We start from the raw sequence: 12,290 nt of genomic DNA on the forward strand, positions 1-12,290 counted from the left end.
ATCATAGCTTATGTCAGTGTCCGAAATTTGGGGGGTAGCTCAAGATGATTCTCTCCGAGGAGGCAAGCTCTTGGTCTGCTCCGGACCTTCGCCGCCCCCGAAGCGCTCGCGCCGGGTAAGTCCTCGGACGGCGGACGGCCTGATTGTCGCCATCTTGCTCGGACCCTGGGCCGCCGTTGCGTCCGCACAGACAACGGCGCTCGATTGTATCCCGCCGCCCCTGCCCTATGCCGACCTCCCGGCGGGCGTCGTCGACGCCTATCGCGACCAGTTGCGCCTCGATTACTCGGAGTGCTTCGATGCGGCGCAGCGGTACCTGCAGTGTCTGGCGCGGGCCGAAGCCACCGCTCGAACGGAGATCGACACCGCCGTTGCGGACTACACCCGTCGGTTAGGAGACGGCGACAACTGATGCGGCTGATAGGCCCGGTCACATCCCCTTCGAAGGAAACGCACATGAGGACGACCTTGTCCGCAGTTGCCCAGATGCTTGCGGTGACCGGACTGTTGACCGCAGTCCCGCAGCCTGCCGCCGCCTACAAGATCGATTGCGCCATCCTGCTCTGTCTCGCGGGTGGCTCGCCGCCCTCGGCGACATGCGTTGCGGCGCGGGCCGAGTTCATTCGCCGCATTACCCCTGGCCGATCGAGCCTCCGCTTCAGATCTCGCGGTGCCCATGAGGGGGCGATATGAGATGAGGGCCAAAGCCGCTGCGGTGCCGTCCGCCGATGCAAAGTATTGGTCGTCCAACGCGAAGACCGGGCATCTCCGGCCAGGTCTTGGGCCGAAGCAGCGACAAGGTGATTAAACGGAAAAGTTGGCAGAACTCCCTGCTCGTCCCAGGATTTTCCAACGGAATGCCAGTTCGCTCCGAAAGTTTTGACTAATTTCGGAACATCAGCAGGAACCTGCCTGTTTCCCCTGACGAAGCATCTGACACCGGCCCACGCCAAGGTGCACGTCCAGGGAGAGCCGACATGACCAACCGCGACACGTTACCGTCCAATCTCGATGCCCGGTCCCGGAACGGCCTCGTGCTGGTACTGGGCTGGGTCTGCATCTTGCTCGGCGCTGTGCTTGCGGCGGGCGGCGTCTGGCTGATCACGCTAGACGGCAGCTTGTACTACGCGCTGGCCGGGGCGGGGCTCTTCGCCACCGGGGTACTGCTGAACCATCACAGGCTGGCGGCCGTCTGGCTCTATCTCGTGGTCTGGGTCGGCACGCTCGGTTGGGCCTGGTGGGAGGTTGGCGCAGATTTGTGGGCGCAGGTGCCCCGGCTGGTCGCGCCCACGCTGATCCTAGTTCTCGTCCTGATCTGCATTCCCGCACTGTCCCGCCGCCGCTGACCGAATTTCCCCGACCGGAGGTCTCCCATGTGCCACCCGCTCCCCCGCATTGTTCTATCGCTTGCCGCGCTTCTGATCACCGCCGCGGTCCCACTCCAGGCCCAGCAGGCGGATACGCCACCACCCTCTCAGGAAACGCTGCCGACCGCGGACTTGCTTGAGGGCGACGCCGCCGAGGAGGAAGGCGGATCCGCAGAGCAGATGGCCGCCCCGGCGCCGGAACCGCTGATGCAGATGGGGTCCGACTGGCCCTATTACGGCGGCGATGCGCAGGCGACGCGGTTTTCGACGCTGGATCAGATCACGCCCGAGAATGTCGCCAGGCTGGAGCCTGCGTTTACCTATCACACCGGTGACCTGCCGACGGGCGAGGCCGAGGGCATGTATTCGCCCGAGGTCACGCCGCTGAAGCTGGGCGACGATCTGCTGATGTGCTCAGCTATGAACATCCTGATCTCGGTCGATGCCGCCACGGGCGAGGAAAACTGGCGTTTCAACCCCGGGGTCCCCAACGAGGCCATCCCCTACGGCGCTACCTGCCGGGGCGTGACGATCTATACCGACCCCGAGGCCGCGCCGGACGATCTCTGCGCCACCCGCGTCGTGCAGGGAACGCTCGACGCCAAACTGGTGGCCGTGGACGCGCAGACCGGCGCACCCTGCGAGGCGTTCGGCGAGAACGGCACCGTGGATCTCTGGCAGGACCTGGGCGAGCGTGTGCCGGGCTGGTACGCTGTCACCGCCCCGCCGACGCTGGCGCGCGGCATCCTGGTGACCGGCGCGCAGGTGCTGGACGGCCAGGCCGAGGATGCGCCCTCGGGCGTGATCCGGGGCTATGACGCGGTAACGGGAGAGCTAGCCTGGGCCTGGGACCTGGCCGCGCCCGAACAGAACCGGCACGGGCCGCCCGAGGGCGAGACCTATACCCGCGGCACGCCGAACATGTGGACCATGGGCGTCGCCGATGAGGAACTTGGCTATGTCTACATGCCGCTCGGCAATTCGGCGGTGGATTACTACGGGTCCAACCGCAGCGAGGCCGAGAACGAATATGCCACCTCGCTGGTGGCGATCGACGTCACAACGGGTGAGGAGGTCTGGCATTTCCAGACCGTGCGCAACGACGTCTGGGACTACGACCTGGGCAGCCAGCCGACCCTGCTCGACTGGCAGGGCAGGCCCGCGATCCTGCTGCCGTCGAAACAGGGCGATATCTATCTCCTCGACCGCGAGACTGGCGAGCCCCTGACCCCCGTCGAGGAACTGACCGGCCTGCCGCAGGGCAAGATCGAACCAGATTACATCTCGGACAGCCAGCCCGTCTCGGCCTGGCACACCCTGCGCAAGGCGCCGCTGACCGAGAAGGACATGTGGGGCTTCACCCCCATCGATCAGCTGTGGTGCCGGATCCAGTTCCGCCGCGCGATATACGAAGGGTTCTACACTCCGCCCTCTGCCGAAAGGCCTTGGATTCAGTATCCGGGCTATAACGGCGGGTCCGACTGGGGATCGGTCGCGGTGGATGTGGAGCGCGGCGTGATCGTGGCCAATTACAATGACGTGCCCAATTACAACCAGCTGATCCCACGCGCGGATGCCGACGAAGTGGGGCTGAAGCCCATCGATCAGGTCGAACAGCGCGCAGGTGCGCCCGAAGGCGCTGGCGATCCGCAATCGGGCTCGCCCTACGCGATCAACGTCAATGCCGGCTGGCGCAACGACGTCACCGGCATGCCCTGCACCCGACCGCCCTACGGCGGCATCAGGGCGATCGATCTGGAAACGGGCGAGACGCTCTGGGACCGGCCCCTGGGCACGGCGCGGCGCAACGGGCCCTTCGGCATCCCCTCGATGCTGCCCTTCGACATCGGCACGCCCAACAACGGCGGCTCGGTGGTGACGGCCAGCGGCCTGGTGTTCATCGCCGCGGCCACAGACAACCTGTTCCGGGCAATCGACATCGAGACGGGCGAGACACTCTGGTCGGCCGAGCTGCCCGCCGGCGGTCAGGCCAACCCGATCACTTACGAGGTCGATGGCCAGCAATATGTGATGGTGACGGCGATGGGCCACCATTTCATGGAAAGCGGCGTCGGTGACGAAGTGATGGCCTGGGCCCTGCCCGCCGATTGAGACTGCCCGGCAATAAACAAAACTGCGGCCATCTTGCGATGAGCCGCCGTTTTCTGTTCGCGAAGGTGTGCAGGTCATGATCAGCCTGCCGGGCTCATGTCAATGGCGGTTGTCCGTTCCACGCGGTCACGCCGCCATCCACCGGCAGGGCCGCGCCGGTGACGAACCGGGCGGCGGGGCTGGCGAGGAACAGGATGGCATCCGCGACCTCCTCGGGCTCGCCGATGCGCCCCAGCGGGATCGCCTGTTCCAGCGCCCGCAGCTTTTGCGGATCCTCCTCGACATACCGGCCCATCGGCGTGCGCGTGACCGTCGGGCAGACCGCATTCACCCGGACACCACTGGGGCCGAGGTCGATGGCCAGCGCCCGCGTCAGCTGTAGCGCCGCACCTTTCGCGGCGTCATAGGCCTCCATCCCACGGTCGCCGCCAAACCCGGCCACAGACGTGACGTTCACGATATTGCCGCCGCTCGCCCGCAGTTCGTCTTGGCAGGCATCGCACATGTTGCGCAGCCCGTGGACATCGGCTTCGAAATGAGCGCGCCACTCCTGATCCGTCAGCGCGCCGCCGGCATCGGTTACCGGGTAGCCGGCGCAGTTGACAAGAACGTCGATCCCGCCCATCCCGGCGCTTGCCTCGGCCACGGTGCGCCGCACCTCGCTGCGATGCGAAACATCGGCCGTCAGTGCGCGGCAGGCATCAGGCGGATGCCGGTCGGGGTCCGCCTTGTCCATGGACACCACTCTCGCGCCCTGCTCGGCAAAGGCATGGACCACGGCGGCGCCGATGCCTGACGCGCCACCGGTGATCAGAACGCGAAAATTGTCGAAACGGGGATTGTGAGATGTCGCCAACGTATCCTCCTGCTGTTCGATAGCCCGCGGACCCGCATGACGGGTCCTGCCCGGGCAGTTCGTTCGCCGGCCTCAACAACCGAACTGGCGGCAGGGTTCCATGATCGGGGCCGAGATGGCGTCAGCGACCGGCGAAATAGGCGGACAGGGCGTGGATGTCGGCATCGCTCAGATCGTGGGCGGCGGCGTGCATGACGCGATCATGGTTCAGCACCCCGTCGCGCCAGAGCTGCAGTTGAGCGGCGAGAAAGGCGCGGTGCTGCCCATCGAGCGGCGGGCCCCGGCGACCGTCCTCGTGGCAGGACAGACAGGCCGGCACATCCCGGGTGCCGCGCTGCGCAAGCGCTTCGCCTTCCGAGACGGCCTGCAAATCAAGATCCGGCGGGGCGGGCCGGTCTGGTGTCTCCGCGAAATGGCGGGCCAGTTCGCTCAGGCTGTCGCGGGGCACGAGGCTCACGGCCTGTGCCATGATCCCAGAGGGCCGAGCGCCGGACAGATAGGCCTGCAGTTGCGCCTCGAGATAAGCTGGCGTCTGGATGTCGAGCCGGGGCACGGGCCCGTCCACCGGGCCATGGCATGTGGCGCAGTACCGCTGCGGTTCGGTTTCCGGCACCGTCGCGGGCGCCTCGGGCCGGGCATCCGACCGGAGCGCTTCGAGATAGGCGACCACGGCCCAGACCTCGTCGCCGCGCCCCGTGGCCGGCCAGGCGGGCATGCCGGACATTTTGACGCCGTTCTCGACGATCCAGTGCAGGTGGTTGGGTTGCCAGTGCTTAATCGCGTCCCGGATCCGCGGCGGGGCGGGGACCATGGCGCGCATCGTGGCGCTGCGGCGGCTGTCCGGCGTGGCGTGGCAAGGCGCACAGGCGGTGGCAAAATGCCCGGCGCCCAGAGCGATGAGGTCGGGATCCTGCAGGTCCGGCGCTTCCTCCATCGAGGGCGCGCGCAGCTTCACCGAATTGCGGAAGGTGGTGTGCAGAACCCAGCTGACGCCGGGCAGGTGCCCGACCTGCGCCGAGACGTTGTAAAGCCCTAGGCCCACCACCGCGACCGCTCCGGACAGTCCCAGACCGGCCAGCACGGCAAGGGTAAGTAGCACCTGTCTCATGCCATGGCCCTTTCGCGCAGCGAGAGCCCCGTCAGCGCCAGCCCGGCCACCAGATAGACCGGCGTGCCGATGGCGAGCATCAGCATCCCGCCGATGCGCTGGCCGTCGAGATCGGGCGCGGTGCCGCAGATCGCGGCATAGAGATCGCGCGGGGCCAGCACGATGAGCGCGCCCAGCAACGTCATGTGCATCGAGGTCAGCAGCAGCCCTCCCGCCCCGGCCAGTGGCCGGTCGGCGCGCAGGCACCCGGCCCATGTCAGCAGCCCGACGTCGAGAAAGCTGGCCTGTTCGGCCGCGAAGCCCATCGGCGCCGTGCGGCCCAGCCCGTGGGCGGCGGGCAGGTGCCAGCTCCAGACCACGATGAATTCCGCCGCCGCCGCCAGCAGCGGCGGGACGGCCAGCCTCTGCACCGTCGTCGGAAGGCCCAGCACGATCAGCGGCGCGGCCAGGGCCACCAGCGTCATGTGCCGCAGCATGTGGGCGGCGAAGACCGGCATCATGGTCTCGAGCGGCAGCAGCCAGATCGCGGCCAGTATCGCCAGCCCGGGCAGGAGGAAGGCGGGTCTCATCGGCAGCTGTCCAGCATGACCAGCGGGAGCGAGACGAAGATCACGCCGATCACGGCGATGATCGACAGCAGGAAGGCGGCATGGCCCAGGAAATGGTGGCGGTCCTCGGAGCGGCCCCGACGGTTGACGAAATCCCCGGTCTCGCGCGGGTTCCATTGCCGCCAGCTGGTCCAGCCGACCCAGGCGATAGCCAGCAGCGCCGCGCCGCTGAAGCCCAGCAGACCCGCGCGGATGGTGGCGATGTCCCAATCCTTGGCGCAGGTGACGGCCACCAGCCCATAACAGATCACGAAATGCCCGGCCCAGATCAGCGGGCCCAGCGTGATCTTCAACAAGCTCGCCTGCTCCTCCGAGAATTCCGCCTGATCCTCGTCGCGGCGTGGCTGATGCTCTGCAGTCATAGCACCTCCGGGGTCAGGCCCATGGTTGCGCAGGCGACCAGCGCCGCCAGCACGTGGAAATGCCAGTAGAGCGAGACGTTCCAGATATCCGCATCATAACGTGGGGTGAGCTTGCCGAAGAGCGATCCGGCCAGACAATAAAGCTGCATGATCACGCCGACCCCGGCATGGACCGCCGTCCAGATCGCCAGCGCCCAGAGGATTGCCGGATAGACATGGGACGCCGGATCGAGCGGCAGGACCGAGAAGATCATCGCCGCCGCACCCCCGGCCGCGGCCAACGGGGCGAAACCAAGGCAGGCGCGGGCAGCGATAACCCCGCCCCGGCGGTTCAGGTGCCTTGCGGCCAGAGTCAGGGCCCACGAGGCCGCCAGCAGGCCGGCCGCCAGCGCCACCAGCAGCGGCACGGCATGGGCCGCGCCCTCCGGTGGGAAACCGGGGCTTGCCGTCCAATAGAAGAAGAAGCCGAAGATCAGCGAGGCAAAGGCCGTGGCATCGCCCAGCATGGTGATCCAGACCGCCCACCAGCCGACCGAGGCCGGCCCCGATGCATAGGTCGGCAGGCGCAGGCCAAGGCCCGCGTCCTTGGTATCGGCCCCGGGCGGGCGGGCGGTGTCGGTCCAGAGCCACCAGATGATGCAGTAGATCGCCAGCACGGCGCAGATGATGGCGGGCGGATACCAGTGAAAGGTCGGAAAGATGAAGGCGCCGCCGGTGAAGCCAGCAGCCAGATGGGTGATCCAGGCCGGCCCTGTCACCCGCTGCACCTGGATCGGCTCGGCATCGATCACCGAGGTCACCAGCGTCTCGCGCCGGCCTTCCTCGGCATCGGGCAGGTAGTAGCGCCCCGCATCGATGCGTTCGAGCATCTTCGGCTGGTCCCACAGCGGATAGCGGCTGGTCACATGGGGGATCGAGCGCACGCCCCAGGCCTCCTCGGGCACGTCATGGGTCCATTCCAGCGTGCCGCCGTCCCATGGGTTGCGCGGGATCTGCGGCTGGCGATGCTTGGGGCGGATCAGGTCCCAAACGAAGATCAGGAAACCGGCCGCGATGACGAAGGCGCCCAGCGTCGAGATCAGGTTCAGCTCGTCCCAGCCCAACCCCGTCGGATAGGTATAGACCCGGCGCGGCATGCCCCAGAGCCCGGTCAGGTGCATCGGCAGGAAGGTCAGGTTGAAGCCGATGAAGACCAGCCAGAAAGCCCAGCGGCCCAGCCGATCGGACAGCAGCTTTTTCTGGATGAAGGGAAAGAAGTAATAGACCCCTGCGATCACCGGAAAGACCATGCCGCCGAAGAGCGTGTAATGCAGGTGGGCGACGATGAAATAGGTGTCATGCGCCTGGAAATCGAACGGCGCCAGCGCCAGCATCACGCCCGTCAGTCCGCCCATGGTGAAAATCGCCAGCGCCCCGGCGATCCAGAGCATCGGCAGGCTTTTCTTTACGCGTCCAGCCATCAGCGTGGCGAGGAAGGCGAAGATCTGGATACCGGTGGGGATCACCACCGCCTCGGAGGCGGCCGAGAAGAAGCCGAGCGAGATCGACGGCAGCCCGGTGGTGAACATGTGGTGCACCCAGAGCCCGAAGGATAGGAACCCGGTGCCCACGGCCGACAGCACGATCCAGGAATAGCCAAAGATCGGCCGGCGCGCGACAGTCGGGATGATCATCGCGGCGATGGCGATCGACGGCAGGAAGATGATGTAGACCTCCGGGTGGCCGAAGATCCAGAACAGGTGCTGCCAGAGCATCGGATCGCCGCCCCGGGTCGGATCGAAGAAGGGCCAGTCGAAGGAGCGTTCCAGCTCGAACAGGAAGTCCCCGGCGATCAGCGGCGGGAAGGCGAAGAGGATCATGCCGCCCACCACCAGCACGTACCAGGCATAGAGCGGCATGATGTTGATGCGCATCCCCGGCGGGCGGCATTTCAGGGTGCCCACAATCAGCTCGACGGCGGCGGCGATGGAGGCGACTTCGATGAAGCTGAGGCCCAGCAGCCAGATATCGCTGCTCGGCCCTTCGTCCCGGGTCGCCAGCGGCGGGTACATGAACCATCCCGCGCGCGGCGCCACGTCAAAGAGGATCGAGCCGATCACGAAGATGCCGCCGATCAGGAAGCACCAGTAGCCGTAGGCCGAGAGACGTGGGAACGGCATGTCGCGCGCGCCCAGCATCGCCGGCAGCAGCAGGATCGAGATCGCCTCGAACATTGGAACAGCGAAGAGGAACATCATCGCCGATCCGTGCATGGTGAAGAGCTGGTTGAAGCGGTCGGCCGAGACCAGGTCGTTCTCGGGCACGGCAAGCTGCAGCCGGATGATCAGCGCCATGACCCCAGCCAGCAGCATAAACACCAGCGCCGTCATGCAATACCACTTGCCGACTTCGGTGTTGTTGACCGCGGTCACATAGCGCCAGCCCTTCGGTGTCTCCCAGGCGTTGCGCAACCGCTCCGCCTGGGCGGTGCGCAACGCCTCGGGCACCGGCTCGGCCAGCATTGCCTCGGTTGGTGGATAGGGTCCCGAAGGGTGCGGCAGAGCGGTGTCGCGGTTCATTTCAGCCCCTCCAGGTATTGGGCCAAATCGGCAAGGTCGTCCTCGGGCAAATCGTAGGCGGGCATGCGCACCTCGGGCTTGAGATCCTCGGTATGGGCAATCCAGCGGGTGATATTGTCGAGCGTCAGCCCCATGCGCCCGGCGCCCAACGTCGCGCGGCTGCCCACGTGGGTCAGATCGGGGCCAACCTGGCCAACCGCTTCGGTGCCCCGGATCGCATGGCAGGCGCCACAGCCCTGTTCCATGAACACCTGGCTGCCCCGCGTGGCCCTGTCATCGGCGGGCCGCTGCGCGTCGCCGGCCTCGGCCTCAAGCCACGCATCGAAATCCCCGGGCTCCATGGTGATCGCCGCGAAGGCCATCCAGGCATGGCTGGCGCCGCAGAATTCCGCGCATTGGCCACGGTGGCTGCCAGCGGTTTCAGGATGCAGGCTGATCATCGTCTCGCGGCCGGGGAACATGTCCATCTTGCCGCCAAGGCCCGGGATCCAGAAGGAATGGATGACGCGGTCCGAGGTCAGCCGGAATTCGGTCCGCTGGCCGACGGGCAGTCGGATCTCGTTGGCGGAAACCACCGGTTCGCTTGCGCCCTCGGGCCAGTATTCCACCCGCCACCACCATTGCTCGCCGATGACCCGGATCACCAGCCCGTCGCCCGTCCGGCGCGGATCGGGTAGCAGGCTGAGGCCCCAGACCAGCAGCGCGGTCAGCACGATCGTTGGAAACACAATCCCGCCGCCGATCAGCAGGTGACGCGCGTAGCGCTCGTCGAACCGGCCGGGGGCGGATGCGCGACATGAAGAGGAAGGCGCCGTTGACCAGCAGCCAGAGCAGCACGGCGCCGACCAGCATCACTGCGAAGAGCTGACCGATCGAAGCGGCGTCTCGCCCGGCGATATTCAGCGCGGATTGTTCACCGCCACAGGCCGAGAGCGGAATGAACAGGGCGCCACTCGCGGACAAACGTCCGAGCAGCATTGCGCCCGAGCGCCGGAACCCGAAGCGTTGCAGTACGCGCTTAACCCTGTTCATGCCCTCTGAACAGCTGGCGGTTCTCGATTGTTCCGAAGAAAACCTGCCGCCGGTTCCTCGCCCCCCAGACGGCAAGACGACGGTGGCGCCGGAGGTGCAGCTGGACGCGGCAACGGCCCGGATCACGTAGACAGTGGCGGGCTCGGCTGACAGGGGCGCCGGCCCAAGGAGTACTTGGCGCCGTCGGTATGGATCTCCCCTTCAAACAGGCGGGCGGCGCCAGCGCCCCAGCGCCCGAAAAACCGGCATATCCCCGCTCGCCCACATTCGGGGGGGGGCCGAGCCGTGCAATTCCGATGCCACCACCTTAATCTCGGCACATACAGTGACCGCCTTTCCGCGCCGGTCGCCGGAAAGGGCGTGAAACGCGACTTGAAAGCTCAGACTCACCCGTTGCAGATGCAGCGCCTCGAGGCTTTGCACGGTTATGGGATCCTGGACACCGATCCCGAAGCGGATTTCGACGAGATCGCCGACCTTGCCGCCGCCGTCTGCGGAACTGCCATAGCGGTGGTGAATTTCATCGATGCCGAGCGCCAGTGGTTTAAGGCAGAGGTCGGTCTGGGCGTGCGCGAGACGCCGCTGGAGACCTCGCTCTGCTCGCACGTGATCCTTGAGCAGGATTATGTCGAGATCGCCGACACGCTGCAGGACCCGCGCATGCAGGATAATCCGCTCTGCCTCGCCGAGCCGGGACTGCGCTTCTATGCCGGTGTGCTACTGAAATCGCCCGAGGGCCTACCGCTGGGCACGCTCTGCGTGCTCGACCGTCAGCCCCGCAGCCTGACCGATCAACAGCGCAAGACCCTCAGGGTGCTCGGGCGTCAGGTGATGACACTGCTGGAGTTGCGCCGCGCCTTCGACATGGCCGATATCCACCGGCGGGAGGCCGATCACCGGATCAAGAACTCTCTCCAGTCGCTGATGTCCTTCATCCGGATCCAGGATCGCCAAATTGCGCGGGGCGCTTCGGCCGAGGAGGTGCTCGGCGGCGTGATGGCGCGCATTCAGGCGATGATCCGCGTGCACGAGCAAATTTATTCCGACAACGGTTCCGACCGGGTCGACATGCGCGAGACGCTGACGCCCATCTGCCGGGACCTTCAGCAGCTTGCCCCGCCGAACGTAGTGCTAACTGAGTCCGTGCCCTCCGTGTCGGTCCCGTCAAAGGTGGCGATAGCCGCAGGGACGTTCGTCAGTGAATTCGTGACCAATTCGTTCAAGCACGCCTTCCCCGACGGCCGCGAAGGGATTGTGAGCATAGAGTTGTCGGGCGAGGACGAGCTGGTGCTGACCTGTAGCGATGACGGCATCGGCATGTCGGAGGCACCGGAAACGCCGAGCGGGCTGGGATCGAACCTGATGGACCTGCTGGCAGCGGAACTGCAGGCAGAGGTCCAGCACGACGGCGCCCCGCCGGGCGTTTCAGTTAGCCTGCGGTTCGAACGGTCCGGCAGCTGAACCGGAGCCGTCAGATCGCCGTGACGCCGATTGTGATGCCGCAGCCTATGACCGCGAAGGCCAGCAACGCGAAGAGACCGTCCCGCGCCAGAAGCGTGAACGCCATGAGCGCGACGGCCGCGCCGAGGATGGAGGATGAGAACGGAACGATCTCGAGCGCCGGCATCGCCAGACCGCAGAGCGTGCAGGCCAGATACAGCAACCAGTTTGCCGGAGGCTCGACCAAGAATTTCAACCGCTCGCCGGAATGCCGGTCGATCCAGGCGGCGGGCTTTCACAGCTTGTCCATGGAGGACCTGAGACGGTCCGAGGGGACGGTGCGCCGGGTCAGCCAGCCGGGCAACCAGAGGTGATCACGCCCGAAGAGCGATTGCGCGGCCACCAGCGCGATGAAGATCCCGCAGATACTGGAGAACGCCGGAATGCCTGACAGCGGCGTGACCACGGCGAGCGCGGGCACCATCAGCACCGGCACGAAGGACGCCCCGCCCATGGTCTCGATGATGTCCTCCAGCGAGGTTTCGTCCCCGGTGGCTGCCTCATCCAGCCTGTCAAGTAGCTCCTGCATCGACGAGGGCGTCGCGCCCCGGCCGGCATCCATGGACTGGCTCATCTGGTTCATCCTTATCCTGTCATCCGCGCTCTCGTCGGTCAACGCGCGCCGGGCGGAAAGGGATCCACCCGAAACCACAAGCGCTCCGCACCTGGCGCCGAGGCCGTGCGACCGCGGAAAGGCGGATCAGGAACCTCCGACGCGGGAAACTGTTTGGAAACAAAACCGCGGAAAGGAGGGGGTATGAATGTGTTGTGAACGACCAAACGCCCT

The 12,290-nt window shown here is 66.3% G+C and carries 10 protein-coding genes and 1 pseudogene; 4 read left to right on the forward strand and 7 right to left on the reverse strand.

Annotated elements, in window-relative coordinates:
• The first annotated feature begins 154 nt into the window (after window positions 1-154).
• The 3 genes from ATO3_RS28035 (at window position 155) to ATO3_RS28050 (ending at window position 3,479) form a co-directional block, all read left to right on the forward strand.
• Window positions 155-412, forward strand: a complete 258-nt coding sequence (locus tag ATO3_RS28035) for a hypothetical protein (RefSeq protein ID WP_143747418.1) — start codon at window positions 155-157, stop codon at window positions 410-412.
• A 565-nt stretch (window positions 413-977) separates the two neighbouring features.
• Window positions 978-1,346, forward strand: a complete 369-nt coding sequence (locus tag ATO3_RS28045) for a glucose dehydrogenase (protein WP_088653025.1) — start codon at window positions 978-980, stop codon at window positions 1,344-1,346.
• A 27-nt stretch (window positions 1,347-1,373) separates the two neighbouring features.
• Window positions 1,374-3,479 (forward strand): pyrroloquinoline quinone-dependent dehydrogenase, encoded by a 2,106-nt coding sequence (locus ATO3_RS28050; protein WP_088653026.1) that lies wholly within the window; start codon window positions 1,374-1,376, stop codon window positions 3,477-3,479.
• A gap of 94 nt (window positions 3,480-3,573) precedes the next feature.
• Here the strand turns inward: ATO3_RS28050 and ATO3_RS28055 are convergent, their stop codons facing one another.
• The 6 genes from ATO3_RS28055 to ATO3_RS28080 all read right to left on the reverse strand — a co-directional run bounded on the left by ATO3_RS28055 (window position 3,574) and on the right by ATO3_RS28080 (window position 9,699).
• Window positions 3,574-4,335: an SDR family NAD(P)-dependent oxidoreductase gene (locus tag ATO3_RS28055; RefSeq protein WP_158218089.1), complete on the reverse strand. Its 762-nt coding sequence runs from the start codon at window positions 4,333-4,335 to the stop codon at window positions 3,574-3,576.
• Window positions 4,336-4,456: 121 nt separating this feature from the next.
• Entirely contained in the window at window positions 4,457-5,443 is a 987-nt protein-coding gene (locus ATO3_RS28060) for a c-type cytochrome (RefSeq protein WP_088653028.1), read from the reverse strand.
• Window positions 5,440-6,012, reverse strand: a complete 573-nt coding sequence (locus tag ATO3_RS28065) for a cytochrome c oxidase assembly protein (RefSeq protein WP_088653029.1) — start codon at window positions 6,010-6,012, stop codon at window positions 5,440-5,442. Before ATO3_RS28065 ends, ATO3_RS28060 begins: the two co-directional genes overlap by 4 nt.
• Entirely contained in the window at window positions 6,009-6,413 is a 405-nt protein-coding gene (locus ATO3_RS28070) for a hypothetical protein (protein ID WP_088653030.1), read from the reverse strand. The genes ATO3_RS28065 and ATO3_RS28070 overlap by 4 nt, the downstream gene beginning before the upstream one ends.
• Window positions 6,410-8,971 carry a cytochrome c oxidase subunit I gene (gene ctaD / locus ATO3_RS28075; RefSeq protein WP_088653031.1) on the reverse strand — a complete coding sequence of 854 codons (2,562 nt, stop codon included), beginning with the start codon at window positions 8,969-8,971 and terminating at the stop codon, window positions 6,410-6,412. Before ctaD ends, ATO3_RS28070 begins: the two co-directional genes overlap by 4 nt.
• Complete coding sequence (locus tag ATO3_RS28080; protein WP_233152359.1) at window positions 8,968-9,699, reverse strand: cytochrome c oxidase subunit II; 732 nt, start codon at window positions 9,697-9,699, stop codon at window positions 8,968-8,970. Before ATO3_RS28080 ends, ctaD begins: the two co-directional genes overlap by 4 nt.
• A gap of 664 nt (window positions 9,700-10,363) precedes the next feature.
• Here ATO3_RS28080 and ATO3_RS28085 point away from each other — a divergent pair.
• A complete protein-coding gene (locus ATO3_RS28085) occupies window positions 10,364-11,464 on the forward strand; it encodes a sensor histidine kinase (protein WP_233152360.1) in 1,101 nt (366 codons plus the stop codon).
• A 10-nt stretch (window positions 11,465-11,474) separates the two neighbouring features.
• On the opposite strand, the pseudogene ATO3_RS28090 reads toward ATO3_RS28085, so the two are convergent.
• A pseudogene (locus ATO3_RS28090) lies at window positions 11,475-12,086 on the reverse strand (exopolysaccharide biosynthesis protein).
• Window positions 12,087-12,290 lie beyond the last annotated feature (204 nt).

Source organism: Marinibacterium profundimaris (assembly GCF_002210095.1).
GTDB lineage: Bacteria > Pseudomonadota > Alphaproteobacteria > Rhodobacterales > Rhodobacteraceae > Marinibacterium > Marinibacterium profundimaris.